The sequence below is a fragment of the Fluviispira multicolorata genome, from assembly GCF_009208585.1.
GTDB lineage: Bacteria > Bdellovibrionota_B > Oligoflexia > Silvanigrellales > Silvanigrellaceae > Silvanigrella > Silvanigrella multicolorata.
The window spans coordinates 1-13,620 of sequence record NZ_WFLN01000010.1; the positions used below are offsets into that span (position 1 = coordinate 1).

At 32.9% G+C, this 13,620-nt stretch carries 12 protein-coding genes; 8 read left to right on the plus strand and 4 right to left on the minus strand.

The annotated features are described in order from the left end of the window. Positions 1-361 precede the first annotated feature (361 nt). Together GCL57_RS12975 and GCL57_RS12980 are read left to right on the plus strand one after the other, a co-directional pair. Positions 362-1,096, plus strand: coding sequence for a 4-hydroxy-tetrahydrodipicolinate reductase (locus GCL57_RS12975; protein ID WP_152213783.1), 735 nt, complete (start codon positions 362-364; stop codon positions 1,094-1,096). A gap of 146 nt (positions 1,097-1,242) precedes the next feature. Further along, positions 1,243-1,848 carry a hypothetical protein gene (locus GCL57_RS12980; protein ID WP_152213784.1) on the plus strand — a complete coding sequence of 202 codons (606 nt, stop codon included), beginning with the start codon at positions 1,243-1,245 and terminating at the stop codon, positions 1,846-1,848. Here GCL57_RS12980 and GCL57_RS12985 read toward each other — a convergent pair. Beyond that, positions 1,845-2,486, minus strand: coding sequence for a hypothetical protein (locus GCL57_RS12985; RefSeq protein ID WP_152213785.1), 642 nt, complete (start codon positions 2,484-2,486; stop codon positions 1,845-1,847). The two genes, GCL57_RS12980 and GCL57_RS12985, sit on opposite strands and share 4 nt — an antisense overlap. A gap of 167 nt (positions 2,487-2,653) precedes the next feature. Between GCL57_RS12985 and GCL57_RS12990 the strand changes: the two genes are divergently transcribed. The 5 genes from GCL57_RS12990 to GCL57_RS13010 all read left to right on the plus strand — a co-directional run bounded on the left by GCL57_RS12990 (position 2,654) and on the right by GCL57_RS13010 (position 8,452). Continuing rightward, positions 2,654-3,427 (plus strand): hypothetical protein, encoded by a 774-nt coding sequence (locus tag GCL57_RS12990; RefSeq protein WP_152213786.1) that lies wholly within the window; start codon positions 2,654-2,656, stop codon positions 3,425-3,427. Positions 3,428-3,492: 65 nt separating this feature from the next. After that, positions 3,493-5,043: a response regulator gene (locus GCL57_RS12995; RefSeq protein WP_152213787.1), complete on the plus strand. Its 1,551-nt coding sequence runs from the start codon at positions 3,493-3,495 to the stop codon at positions 5,041-5,043. Positions 5,044-5,076: 33 nt separating this feature from the next. Beyond that, positions 5,077-5,877 carry a DUF6588 family protein gene (locus tag GCL57_RS13000; protein WP_152213788.1) on the plus strand — a complete coding sequence of 267 codons (801 nt, stop codon included), beginning with the start codon at positions 5,077-5,079 and terminating at the stop codon, positions 5,875-5,877. Positions 5,878-6,076: 199 nt separating this feature from the next. After that, positions 6,077-6,409 carry a hypothetical protein gene (locus GCL57_RS13005; RefSeq protein ID WP_152213789.1) on the plus strand — a complete coding sequence of 111 codons (333 nt, stop codon included), beginning with the start codon at positions 6,077-6,079 and terminating at the stop codon, positions 6,407-6,409. A 36-nt stretch (positions 6,410-6,445) separates the two neighbouring features. Continuing rightward, positions 6,446-8,452 (plus strand): SpoIIE family protein phosphatase, encoded by a 2,007-nt coding sequence (locus GCL57_RS13010; protein WP_152213790.1) that lies wholly within the window; start codon positions 6,446-6,448, stop codon positions 8,450-8,452. A gap of 62 nt (positions 8,453-8,514) precedes the next feature. On the opposite strand, the gene GCL57_RS13015 is transcribed toward GCL57_RS13010, so the two are convergent. From GCL57_RS13015 to GCL57_RS13025, 3 genes are all read right to left on the minus strand, one after another. Beyond that, entirely contained in the window at positions 8,515-9,528 is a 1,014-nt protein-coding gene (locus GCL57_RS13015) for a leucine-rich repeat domain-containing protein (RefSeq protein WP_152213791.1), read from the minus strand. Positions 9,529-9,838: 310 nt separating this feature from the next. Next, on the minus strand, positions 9,839-11,788 hold the full coding sequence (gene abc-f / locus GCL57_RS13020) for a ribosomal protection-like ABC-F family protein (RefSeq protein ID WP_152213792.1): 1,950 nt from the start codon (positions 11,786-11,788) through the stop codon (positions 9,839-9,841). Positions 11,789-11,814: 26 nt separating this feature from the next. Further along, the gene (locus tag GCL57_RS13025; RefSeq protein ID WP_152213793.1) at positions 11,815-12,696 is read right to left on the minus strand and encodes an alpha/beta fold hydrolase; all 882 of its coding nucleotides are present in this window, start codon (positions 12,694-12,696) and stop codon (positions 11,815-11,817) included. A gap of 135 nt (positions 12,697-12,831) precedes the next feature. Between GCL57_RS13025 and flgG the strand changes: the two genes are divergently transcribed. Continuing rightward, positions 12,832-13,617, plus strand: coding sequence for a flagellar basal-body rod protein FlgG (gene flgG / locus GCL57_RS13030; protein ID WP_152213794.1), 786 nt, complete (start codon positions 12,832-12,834; stop codon positions 13,615-13,617). The last annotated feature ends 3 nt before the right edge of the window (positions 13,618-13,620 follow it).

The following is a 13,620-nucleotide window of genomic DNA, read 5'->3' on the forward strand; positions in this document are numbered from 1 at the left end:
TTTCTCTTGACGGCTCGTCTTTTATCTCGAGCCCCGAAGCCTCTTTATCTCTCAACTTGCGCCGATTGACTCAAAGCCTCTAAGGACCCGCACTCTGTTTCTGCTCTCTTCTCTTGTCAAATAACTTTACCAGTTATGTTGAGTTGTTAGACTGATTTCTCAGTTTCGCTTCCCGCTGGTAAGGGATGTAGCTACAGAAACCACGATCACTTGTCAAATTTTTCCAAAGAGTTTTTTGAAAAAAAAATTAATTAAGTATTTTCATTTACTTAAAACTGCTCAAAAGAGTTGCTTTGAAAAAGCTAAAAGTCGTTATATCCTCTGGTCTGTTCTTGAATACCTTAATATATAAGGATTTTTTATGTTTATTGGAATTATTGGAGCTTCAGGACGATTAGGGTTACTTACATGTGAGCTACTTGAGCAGGAGAAAACATCTTTCGTTAAAATTTTACGTTCAGATCTTTCAAGTATTGAAAATTTCAAGCAATTATTAATTGATATTCCGCAGGATCTACTTTTACTCGATATAAGTCTTCCACAAGGAACTTTTAATTTATGCAATATAATTAGTGAATTAGATAAAGATTATCTTACTAGAATAAGAGGCCTAGTGGTTGGTACAACGGGACACTCTCAAGTTCAAAAAGAAGTTTTACAAAAAGTTTCAGAGAAAATACCCATCTGCTTAGTTTCAAATTTCTCAAAAGGCATTTTTCTATTTGAAGAGCTTTTAAAGGCCCAAACAACATTGGGTTTGAGTGTAAGTGATCTAGCTCAAAAACTTGGATTCGATCTGGCTGTTCATGAAAGCCATCATACTCAAAAGAAAGATTCTCCAAGCGGAACGGCTCTCACTCTTGCAGATGCAGCAAGTATCAAACATGAGCGCATTTCTTCGTTACGTGTTGGAAAGGTTATTGGAGAACACACTCTCGTGATGAGCAGTCATAGCGAAAATCTACAAATCACACACACAGCTTACACAAGAAAGTTATTTGCAGAAGGTGCGCTTGAAATTTGCAGAAATATATATAAAAATCGCCCAAAGCCTGGTTTTTTAAGAAAAGAAGATTTTTTTATTCAAATGACTTGAGGCTGAGAAGTCATTGCATAAAAATTCATGCTAATCTATATCTGCGCTGGGATTTTCCCGAATGACTAGATACGACAAATGCTCTCATTAGATAAAGCTATTTGTAAATCTTACAAATTTTTACTCAATTAAATTATGGTTGGTATATGGAAACTGTAGTGCTTATTTTTAGAACTTTATTTTTAGTAATTGGATCTCTCACTGGATTAGTTTATTTTCTTTTACAACTTTACCAAAAAATGCCAAACGAAAAGTTTAAACTTTTAACTGCCGACTATATAGTATATTCATTTGTTGCACTCGTCTTTGGATTTGGAACAAACTCATACTATGGACTTCTCGCTTTTCTTCCTCTCATTGTTATGAAATTTATTTCTAAAAAATTTATTGCACCTAATAAGCTCAGAGGTTCTGGTTTTTGGCTCGAAATTGACTGGAAAAAGCTCACTCCTAAAGGTTTCGATCGCAATGTACCAAGACATATTCTTGAAGAAATGAATAAAATGCTCAATAGCACTCCTAAAGACACACATTTTATAATCCCAAGAATTTATGCTAAAATTGCAATTTATTTTATGATGCGTAAAATGAAAAAAGAGACACAAAAAATGCCGACTGGATTTACAAATCAACAAAAAAATATGGGCATGGAACAATTTACCAGCTTAGCTCAAAATATTTTAAAACTTGAACCTGGAAATACAGAAAAGAAAGATTTAAATATAGGTATTCTTAAAGTTACAAGGCTTTAAGCGTTATTTGGCATATCTAAAATCCATCGAATATTTTCACCTTCTTTTTCAAATCCGGCTATTAAAACAGATGGAATAATATCATTTTCAGAAGACATTTTGAGTATTTTTTCAAAGTCTTCGTGAGTGTTATTTGGAACTTGCATCTTTACCCATTCTAATAAAGCATTTAGAGATGTTCCCACAAGAACAAGAGCAGGATTTAAATCTTCATTTAAATGCTGCGTAAAATCAGTTAAAGCCTCTTGGAGAGTTCCAAGCTCTGGTTTTAATAAAGAATGTCTATCAATCCTCTCGTCAACACAAGCTGGAAGTGCTAATTTTTTTGCAAGAAATTCCGTTGTTTTAAGAGTTCTGTCATCACTACCCGATATAATAATAAGCTCGGAAAATAAATTGACAGAAGTTTTTACAGCTTCTAAAAATAAAGATTTATCTTTAAATGAACGCCACTTAACATCTTCATTAAGAGAATTAATTCTTTCATCTAAAGTTGACTTTAAATCCAAATGAAGACTCTCTGTTAAAAACGAAAATATTGTTTCCGTTAAAGTTTCAGCACCTTGTTCACCTGTGCGACTCAAATAATGAGGAGCGCCAGCTTCTCCTTGAGTATAAAATAAAAACAGTGATTTCATATCATCCTTCCTGCAAATTAAACGCCGCAAATGTTCAATAGATTTTATATCTCGCCTCAGTCAAGCCCTTGTAGTATGTTATAATTGGAAATCACAATACCTTCGGAGAGTCGGTTCATTGTGAAAAATTAAATAAAAATAGTCAAAAATATGATCGAGGTCTTTTTATGAGTAAAAAAATTGAATTTGAAAATCACTTTTCGGCGCGTGTTTTAGAAATATTCTTTCCTGAAGGATATCATGTTCATTCAAATGAAGATATTTTGAATTTAAAAAATTTATGGATTGCAAATTTAAAATCATGGCATTCGCCTTATACATGTTTAATTGACTTCAGAGATTTTGACATTAAACCTGAATTAATCCCTGCATTTGAAAATACCCTTAAATTTTTTAAAAACTTTTTTATGAGAAAAATAATTGGATTTTATGAAGATGAATTAAAAAAGCCCCATGTTAAAATAGAAATGATATTTGGGTACGAAAATGCAATAAAACAAACTGGACTCGCTCGAGGCAGAGGCATTCAAAAAGTTAAAGGTGATTTAAGAAGTTCAATACAAATAGACAACGATTTTAATGCACATGTTATGGAAATAACTTTTGCAGAACATGTAGATTTTTCAAATAATGCGGACATACAAATATTAAAATCAAAGTTACAAAATATTCTAATGATGTGGCATACCCCATATAGCATTATGTTTAATTGTGTTAACTGCACATTTAGTCCAGAGACTCATTCAGAGTTTGTTAAAGTAGAACGTTTTCTAAAAGGTTTTTTTTGCAAAGCAATTATAGGGTATGCTCCTAAAGAAGCTAAAGAAACATATCCCTTTATAACCTTTCGTTCCCGTCACCTTGCTGCTGCTTCCCTTGAAAACAGCGGAATCGATTCAGGAGAGATAGCAAACTGTTCAACACGTAAAATTGGCACATAAAATTCTAAAAAACAGGTTAAACTAAGAGTACCCAAAGTTTTGCTCAAATAAGGGGCTCTTATAGTATGTCTGAAAACTTATCTGAAAATGAAATCATTCATGCTTTTGTTATAAATGCAAAGCAAAAAATTCAAGAACTTAACGGAGTTGCTACAGTTCTAATGAAAGAAGGGGCAAAACCAGAATTTTTTGATGCAATATACAGAGCAAGCACTTCAATAAAAAACTTTGCCTCAACCTGTAATCAGAATCAAATCGTTTATTTTATAGTCAGTGTCATTGATGCTCAATTTAATCGTATTCGGCTCGAAAAAAAGGAAATAACAGATACAGAAAAATTAGAAATTAAAGAAAATATCAAGACACTTCGAGAAATGGTTTTAAAGCTTGTAAACGAAATGCCAACTAAAGAAACAGCTATAGTAACAAGCGATGAAACAAATGAAAATCAATTGGAACTACTTGCAACAATTGGGCAGTTGAGCGTTTGGAGCTTTCACGAAATGATGAACGCATTTGCAAAAGTCCATGGCTACACAGAACTATTAGATGATATTGCTCAGCATATACCTAAAACTTTTACACAAGTTCATAGCGAAATGCATGTAGTGCAAGGAAAACTTATAGCAAATACGGAATATATGACAGGAATAATGAATCGCATTCGATCATTAAGAGGAAAAACAAAAATCACGTTAAAAGATTTTAATATTAGAAGTCTTGTTCAGCGTATTCAAGATTTAACTCAACAACCACGTAAAACGCTACAGTGGTCAGCGTTACAAATTCCAAGTGTAAATATTCAAGTTGATCATATTATTTTTGAACAAATGTGGGTCCATTTATGGAAACTTCTTTCTGAATGGCAAACACCTAATAAAAATATTCAATCGATGTGCTTAGGGAAGATTGAAAAAAATAAGAATCCAAATAATCCAAAATATAAAAATCAACTTAACTTATATATATGGATCGAGCCAAATAGTGATTCAAGAATTAATCCAGAAGCATTGACTTATACAGATAAAACAGAGCATACCGATATTGCAAATGTATTTCACTATACTGCAAAAACAGCTGCACGTATTCAGTGTGAAGCCTCTTATGGTAAAAGTAACGAAGGATCTCCTGTATTTAAGATATCATTAGCTTGTGATGATATTTTGCATGCAATTTCAGAAATAACAGGTAACGCCGTTCCGCAACCCCTTCATTTAACAGAAGAAAATAAAATAAATGCTCCCTTAAAATACGTACTTATTGTTGATGATGAAAAAGATCTTCGTGCAATATTAAGTATTAAAATAAGTAAACTTGGCTATGGTGTTTGCGCTGCTTCTTCAATACAGGAAGCAAGAGATATATCTAAACAAAAAGAAATAAAACTCATTCTCTCTGATTTATTTTTAAACAATGAAAGTGGAATAGAGCTAATGAAAGAATTTAAGCTAAACTTTCCAACAGTTCCTTTTATTTTTATCACTGGTGCAGATGAAGATGATATTCCAAATTCAATAATGGAAATTATGATGAAATATACCAGTGGATTTCTTCCAAAACCAATATCTAATCAAACATTAAAAGAAATACTTGATAAAAATTTACCGCTCACATAAAAAATATTGGGATCTTTTTTGAAAGGAAAAGTAATGTTTCTTAAAAAAATGAATATATCACGCAAAATATTCACATTGTTCTGCACTGCGCTTTCACTTCATTCATTTCAAGTAGTATATGCAAATTCACTCAACTATCAATTTACTGCGCAAATACCACAGAATGATTATGATAATATCGTCCGCCCAATAGTGAATGCATCTCGATTTCAATTTATGTCTTTTCCAGGAGCATCTTCAGGCAGAATAATACCACTGTCAATATCAGCTGGAGCCGGTGTTACTTACTTCGATACGCCAAGCTCGGCTAAAACTTCATTATCAACTTATACAAATGGCAGTGCCGACTTTCCTGATTCAATAATTTTTCCAAGAATTATTGCCCAAATTGGTATTCCATTTGGTCTCGATATCGCAGTAAATTATGCACAAATTCCAAATAGTAAAATTGAGCTTTCAGGTGTAGGATTTCAATTGGCAATTAAACCCAAACTTCTACCTCTCTCATTTGCAGCACGTGTGGGATATACACAAATTGCAAACTATGAGCCATTTACAGCTTCATCAACAAATGCAGAAATCTTAATTGGAGCTGCAATTCCATTCTTAAAACCCTATATTGGTGCTGGAGCAAATTGGTCTAATGCAAGTACAAATGCAGATTTTACAAATAATGGTGCAACAATTCATATTTCGCAAAGTTCAACATGGACAGAATATTATGGAATCGGAGGAATTCATTTAACATTTATTCCTTTTATTGGAATTGATTTCAATGCTCAATTATCTGAATCACAAACTCTTTATAATGCGAAACTCTCCTTAGATATTTAATTAAATAAGAAACAAATATACTTCTAATATTAATAATTAAAAAAGTCAAAAGCAATTAAGCATAAGGTAATTCTTACCGCATTAACTATCCCACTTATTCTCCGAACAATTGTGAAGCAATAAAAAAGAGTCTGCAAAAGACACTTTTTTATTCCAAAGGAGCAAGAAGCTTCTTTGTATATGCCAGGAGGCAAATAATATGATCTTTTTTACGTTGCAAAAAAAGCTACGCGAACTTGTGACCTCAAATTGTACATTATTGTGGCTAGAGGGAGCAAAGCATGAAAGGGTCTTAAAAATTAAGTTAACTGGAAATAAAGTCATATTAAATTTATCAAACGAAACAACACGAGTGATTGCATTTGAGCGTTATGTATGCACTTCAGTTGGACTACAATTTTGGTTTCAAGGTAAACCAGGTGTTCTATATAAGTGGGAGCAAGTATCAAAATCAGATCATTATGATCAAATATTAAGGGAACAAACTTTACCTGAGGATGATCCGACTCCCCCTCCAAATGTTGCAGCTTAAATTATTAATGCAATATTTTAATTTTTTGAGGCATTTATGAGGTTGACTGCCAAAATTCTATCATGGTTACTAGGTTCTACTTTAGTAGTCATGCTTTCTTTTGCAAGTTTAGCCATTTATATGCTGGAAAAAAACTTAAGAGCTGAAGCACTTAACTCTCACAAACTTATTTATACTTTATTTTTGCCTTCAGTTACAAGATATTTATGGGAATTTGATATAACAGGAATTAAAGAAACATTATCAAATATTATAGAAAATAATTATGCAAATAAAATTTATATATTTGATGCTGACTCAACTCTTGTGACCTTTCTTTATAAAGATCCCAAGACGGGGAAGATATCTAACTCAAACAATGCAAGTATAATTAAAGAAACAGAAAATATTATTACTTTAGATAAGAAAAAATCACTCGAAAAAAAACTCTATAATGATGAAGAAAATTTTCTTTATCAAGATAATCTGCCAAATGAAACATCACGCATAATAGGAAGTATGCTTCATAGAAAAAGAGCAAATGCTGAGCCTTCAGTAATTGGATACTTTGTCTTAGATTATTCCACTTCAAATATTTCTAATGCAATAAAAGCAATGATAAGAAATGTTGTTTTCCTTACTCTTTGTATTACCGTGATGATTGTTTTTGCAATTGGACTCTTACTAAGAAAAACACTTATAAATTCAATTTTAAAACTTAGCCAAGCAAGCTTAAATATTTCAAGAGGTAAATTTATAAAAATTCCTGAACGACACGGAAGTCGTGATGAAATGAAAGATCTTGTAAAAAACTTTAATATTATGAGTTCTCAAATAGAAGAAAATCAAGAAAATTTAAAAAATATTGCCGAAGAAGGTATTAAAATATCAAGTACTTTTTCAATTGAAGATCTGGCAAAGCAAATTTCAGAATCATTATCTAAAATTGCAAAAAGAAATCTAAACACAGAATTTTATGTTATAAATTCGTTATTACACTTTGCTTCGGCGGAAGGCTTTCACGAGATTTTAAAATCAGAGGAAACAGGAGAAAACCTTTTTCTAGCACCTGATGACTTCGAAGGAGATCCTACAGGTAAAAAAAGATTTTCCATTTCAGACAACGGAACAGGAGAGGTCTGTGCAATTATTCAGATCTCGGATATAAGACAAATTTATCAGTTTTCATACACAGCTGCAGAGTCTGTTTATAGCGCCATTAGAGCATTACAAATAAGTGTTTCAAATGCACTCGACAATATGAGATTTGTAAAAGAGCAAAAAGAACAACAAAGACTTATAAGTGAACAAGAAACAGCAAGACTCGTACAGAATAATCTTATGCCTAAATCAGACTTCAGAACAATTGGAGACTTTGAGTTAGCAAATCACTTTGAAGCTGCAGATGAATGTGCAGGAGATTGGTGGAATTATTATAAATTAACGAACGATAGATTGTTACTTTTATTAGGTGATGTAACTGGACATGGCACTGCCAGTGCACTTTTAACTGCAGTGGTTAAAGGCTACTGCGACTCAATCCACACTCAGCCTGACATAACAACAAAAGCGATATTGTCTCAGTTAGATTCTGTTGTACGTAACAGTGGGGATGGCAATAAAGTCATGACAATGTTTGCAGCAGTTCTCGATCCCATCAATAAAACAATTGAATTCTCAAATGCAGCTCATAACTTTCCAATTACAATTAAAAAGAAACAAGAGAAAAACTCTCTTTCTAAACTTATTGCTCAAGGCAAACCACTTGGCTTTGACATGACTCCTACTCCAGAGCAGTCTTCACAAATATACGAACAAAGAAATGTAACGTTAGAAAATGGAGATGTCCTGATTATTTTTTCAGATGGACTTATTGAAGCACTCAACACTTCGGGTGAAGAGTTTAGTGAACGTCGCTTAAAAACGATTATTTTAAAAATGGCAGAAAACTCTGTAACTGAAATAAAAAATGAAATCATCAAAGAATTTAGAGAATACACATTTCCAAATAAACTCATGGACGATGTTACTTTTTTAGTGTGTCGTTATAAAAAAATATCTTAAAAAAAAACATCTCACTTATGTAGAGATGTTTTTTTAACATTATATTTAAATAGTTGCTCTTTTTATTTAAACTGAGTTGCTTGACCTACATTGCCATCAAGATTTTTAACTTTTAATTTATCAAGCCATTTTCTGGTGCTCTCAGGAATTTCTTTAATTTCATTGTTTTGTAGGATTACAACTTCAAGAGATTTCATTTTCGTAAGAAATTCAGGAATCTCTTTAATTTTATTTTGACCTAAATTTAAACTTTTTAAATTCTTTAACCATTTAATACTAGGAGGGATTTCTGTTAAGTCATTCATAGAAAGATCTAGGAATTCAAGTTTATCAAGATTAGACAAGTCAGGAATGTCAACACCTTTCATATTTGAAGCCGTAAGTTCTTTAAGGTTGATGAGAGCTGTGATTGGAGAGAGAGTTGTAATCTGAACTGGTTTACCATCTCTATCTTTAAAATCAGATAAATTTAAAGTCTCCATATCCTTTGAAGCATGATTCTTTAAATTCAGAGATAAGCCATTTAAATTATTCAAATATTGTTCACTATGTAACCACTCACCAATAGTATGATTAAAACTTACATCCAAACGATTGTCTTGCAATTTTGCTTTACTTGATTTTAATTTATAAGAACAAGTGATTTGCTTTGGCAATTTAATATTATAATATGGATTGTTTTTTAATATTTCAATTGCATTTTGACTTTCATTTATTTTTAATGCAAAAGCATCACAAAATTTTGGTTGTTTTTTAGAATCATAAGCTTCTATGCTAAGACTTTTTTGACTTTTATTATTTTCTGCAACCTTAAAGGCAATAGCTGCAACTGGAGATGAATCACCGTACTCAAAACTAATCCCAGCAAAAGTTTTAACTTTTTCACCTTTGTTATTTTTTATTTCAGCAACTCTGAGTTCATTATCCATTAAATATATCAGTGGTGTATTAAAGTGTGCTCCCTGATTTTGATATGTAACTTTTTTTTCATCTTCTACTCTATCATTTAGACCACAGCCCACTGCAGTTGCTAAAAGAAATGAAGAAACTGTTAATAGACATAATTTATTTTTCATTTTTTATTCCTTATGAAAATTATTTCTAAAAAAAAACGTAACAACCAAATATAAAGCATATTATTTTATAAATATCAATTTATTTTACGTTAATTATTTTTTGCTATGAAAAAGTATAATAATTTATTTATATTGCGCTTAAAATTACAAATTTTTGGTAAGCTATATATAATACTAAACAATTGTCATCTAAACAAAACGCATTTAAATTAAGCATTGTTTATTTAAGTAAGAATCAAAAAAAAGAAGAATGCATAAAAATAAGCATTCTTCTTTTTAGAAAAAATAAAAATCAGCGCAATTTTTAAAATTATTTAATTGCGTTTAACTGCTCTTCTATTTCCAGCCATTCTTCTTCTGCATGGGAAAGTTGGAGTTTAAGGTCTTCGTGGCTTTTATTTAATTCTGCAAGACGTAAATAATCAGAATGATCGACAGCCTCCATTAAAGTTTCTATATCTTTTACTTTTAAAGCTAACTGAGAAATATCAAAATCAATTTTCTCTTTTATTTTTTCGAGTCTTTGCTTTTCTTTTCTATGTTCTTGTTGTTGTTCACGGGAAATTTCAGCAGGTTTTAGTTGAATAGGCTTCGTATATTCATCTGAAATTTTTGCAATTTCTAAACTTTTATCTGGACTTAAAATATCAGGAAATCCAGACAATGGAGCAAGCCTTTCATAATCCTCAAGCTTTCCTTCAAACAAAGCAAAGCGTCCATCGTTTGTCATAGCAAACACATGTGTACAAATAGAGTCTATGAAATTTCGGTCATGACTTACAAAAAGAACAGTTCCATCATATTCATCAATAGCTTGCGCTAAAATTTCTGCACTTGACATATCTAAGTGGTTTGTTGGCTCGTCTAACAAAAGAAAATTTGCTTCTTGCAATAATAAGCACGCTAAACCTACACGACTTTTTTCTCCTCCAGATAAAACTTTAACTGGTTTAAAAACATCGTCTCTTTTAAATAAAAAACTACCCAATAGACTGCGTGCGCGTCTTTCAGAAACATTCCCAGAACTGCGCATGACATTTTCTAAAACTGTTAGTTTTTCATCAAGAACATCTAACTGATCTTGCGCAAAAAATGCTAAAGAAACATTGTGCCCCAATTCAAAATTACCGTCGAAAGGACGAATAATAGATGAAATAGTTTTTAATAATGTTGATTTTCCAATTCCATTTGGACCAATGATAGCAATTTTCTGTCCACGTGCCACTTTAAGATGAATGTCTTTCGACAAAACAGATTCGTAGCCAATGCTTAACTTTTCAACAGTTAAAACTTCTCGTCCACTTGCAATTGCTTTTGGCAATGAAAAAGAAATTTCATCTACCGCATTATCAAGATCAAATGTGCCTTCAAGCTCTTTCATACGTGCTAGCATTTTAACACGACTTTGCGCTTGTTTTGCTTTTGATGCTTTTGCTTTAAATCTGTCAACAAAGCGCTGCACTTCTTCCATTCTTTTTTTCAAACGATCTGCTTGTGCCGCTTCAAGTTCTAAGCGGTGTTCACGTTGCTCTAAAAAGGAATCAAAATTACCTTTATAGGGAGTAAGCTTTCCATTGTTTAAATGTAAAGTAACAGTTGACAGTCTATTTAACAAAGATCTGTCATGTGAAACAAATAAAAGCGTCCCTTGAAAACTTTGCAAAAACTTTTCAACCCAAATTAAACTTGGTAAGTCTAAATGGTTAGTGGGTTCGTCTAACACTAAAAAATCGGGATCATTTAAAAACACACGCGCCAATTCGAGACGCATTCTCCATCCACCGGACAGCTCCTTAGGATTTTTTATAAACTGAAAATCTCGGAACCCAAGTCCTAGCAGAATTCCTTTCGCTCTGGCTTCAAGTGCATAGCCTCCCGCTTCACGAAAATCATTTTCAATTTTTTCATATTTTTTATGCACTTCTTCGCTATAATTATTCTCCATTTGTTCAAGAATATTATCAAGAAGTCTCTTTAATTCACGTAATTTAATAGCCCCATCAACACACTCTTCAAGCAATGTTGGTTTGGGATTTGCATTGGGCTCCTGCGGCAAATAGCCTAAATTTACTTTAGCAGGTTTAACTATTTGTCCTGTATCTGCCTCATCAATTCCACAAATAATATTTAATAAAGTTGACTTTCCTGCACCGTTTGGCCCAACAAGAGCGACTCTTTCGGCTTCTGGAAAATGATAAGTTGTATTTTGGAATAATACTTTTGCAGCATATGCTTTGCATAAATTCTCGATCCGAATCATTAATTAAGTTCCATTTCTTTCTTTGCTCAACCACTTTTTTCAATCCAGTTTAATAGATCTGATATTGCTTGAGATCGACATTGTTCAGTTTCGTTAAATATCTCATGGCCCGCACCTTCAATGATTTTGAAAGAACTGCCAATATGAGAAAAATAGGGCACACATTTTTTTGTCACTTCAATTTTTACTAATTTATCATCAGCAGCGGCAACAACCGTAACAGGTGCACGAATAAGTCTAATTGCTTGGACAATTTTTTTCTCATCAAGAGCTCCAAGGAAAGTATTTCCCATCCTTGCCGTTATATGTGTTAAAATCAAATGATCATGTCGTGCCGCCTCATTATTATCAGGATTATTTGATAAAGTATCTGGTTTTATGCCAATAGGTGCAACCAAATTAGGAAGATATTTTGCCACTTTTGTTGCAAGAAATCTTTTCCAAACAGGTATATTTTGCTTAACACCATAACAGGGAGAACTCAAAAAAAGTGGAGGACAAGAATCGGCCAAATGCGCTGCAGCATACGTTGCAAGCAACGAACCAAAACTGTGTCCAAATAAACCAAAAAAAGAATTTTTTTGTCTAGTCAAACCAAGAATTTCTTTAACATGATTTGTCATAAAAATCACGTCTAAAACCATGGCATGAAGATTTTCCGCATCCCCTCTAGCTGGCCCCGATTTACCATGCCCTCTGATATCAAAAATTGCAAAGGCAAGATTTTTCGAGCAGACAGCTCTTGCGACATGCGCATATCGCCCACTGTGTTCACCAAAACCGTGAACGGCAAGAACGACTCCCTCAAGTTTTGACTCTCTCTGATCTTTTTTTGCAGGAGTATAAACACGAAAAAAGAGTTCATTTCCATCGAAACTTCTTATATTTTCTGCACGTTCTTGAAACATAATCAAAACTCCCTGCTTCAAAATTTCCTATGGTTATTCAGATACCTGCAATGTTTTCATACAACATTCACACTAAAACAAATTAACCTGCAAGAAGAAATAGAAATATTTTGACCTCTAAGAAGGAGAAAGACTATGCTTCGCAGTTTAAATACCGCTGCAACAGGTATGGATTCCCAACAAAGATTGATAGACACGCTTTCAAACAATATGGCCAACGTCAATACAATCGGTTTTAAAGGAAGCAAAGCTTATTTCCATGATCTTCTTTACCAAAATATACGCGCACCAGGTTTACAAACAACCACAGGAACGATTGCTCCCAGTGGAATTCAAATTGGTAATGGGTCAAAGCTTGTATCTGTAGAAAAGTCATTTGACGAAGGAGCAATTAAAATCACCAATAAAGATACAGACATGGCTATTATGGGCAAAGGTTTTTTTAGGATTCAACTTCCGGATGGGAACATTGCATATACAAGGGATGGAACATTTCGCAGAAGTGCGGATGGAAGAATTGTAACTTCTGAAGGGTTGCCTTTGTTACCTGAAATTGTTGTTCCTTCAAATACGCTGCATTTGAGGATAGCCATTGATGGAGTTGTGACAGCCAAAGTCAGTGGAGAATATGAACCAAGAAATTTAGGGCAAATTCAACTGGCAAATTTTATAAACCCAGCTGGATTAAACTCAATGGGGCGAAATTTATACACAGCAACACCAGCATCTGGCGAAGCCATTGTTTCAATCCCCGGCGAAAATGGTGTTGGTACCATTGATCAAGGAGAACTCGAAACAAGTAACGTAAATATTGTAGAAGAAATGGTACAATTGATTGTAGGACAAAGAGCCTATGAGTTAAATAGTAAAGTTATTAAAACTGGCGATGAAATGTTAGCATCTACAAATCAAATGAAATAAATA

Bases quoted from the DNA above. Each gene is read 5' to 3' on its own strand.
- GCL57_RS12980 (WP_152213784.1), top strand. From the start codon at position 1,243: ATGGAAACTGTAGTGCTTATTTTTAGAACTTTATTTTTAGTAATTGGA.
- GCL57_RS12990 (WP_152213786.1), top strand. From the start codon at position 2,654: ATGAGTAAAAAAATTGAATTTGAAAATCACTTTTCGGCGCGTGTTTTA.
- GCL57_RS13015 (WP_152213791.1), bottom strand. From the start codon at position 9,528: ATGAAAAATAAATTATGTCTATTAACAGTTTCTTCATTTCTTTTAGCA.
- abc-f (WP_152213792.1), bottom strand. From the start codon at position 11,788: ATGATTCGGATCGAGAATTTATGCAAAGCATATGCTGCAAAAGTATTA.
- GCL57_RS12995 (WP_152213787.1), top strand. From the start codon at position 3,493: ATGTCTGAAAACTTATCTGAAAATGAAATCATTCATGCTTTTGTTATA.
- GCL57_RS13025 (WP_152213793.1), bottom strand. From the start codon at position 12,696: ATGTTTCAAGAACGTGCAGAAAATATAAGAAGTTTCGATGGAAATGAA.
- GCL57_RS13005 (WP_152213789.1), top strand. From the start codon at position 6,077: ATGATCTTTTTTACGTTGCAAAAAAAGCTACGCGAACTTGTGACCTCA.
- GCL57_RS13010 (WP_152213790.1), top strand. From the start codon at position 6,446: ATGAGGTTGACTGCCAAAATTCTATCATGGTTACTAGGTTCTACTTTA.
- flgG (WP_152213794.1), top strand. From the start codon at position 12,832: ATGCTTCGCAGTTTAAATACCGCTGCAACAGGTATGGATTCCCAACAA.
- GCL57_RS13000 (WP_152213788.1), top strand. From the start codon at position 5,077: ATGTTTCTTAAAAAAATGAATATATCACGCAAAATATTCACATTGTTC.
- GCL57_RS12985 (WP_152213785.1), bottom strand. From the start codon at position 2,486: ATGAAATCACTGTTTTTATTTTATACTCAAGGAGAAGCTGGCGCTCCT.
- GCL57_RS12975 (WP_152213783.1), top strand. From the start codon at position 362: ATGTTTATTGGAATTATTGGAGCTTCAGGACGATTAGGGTTACTTACA.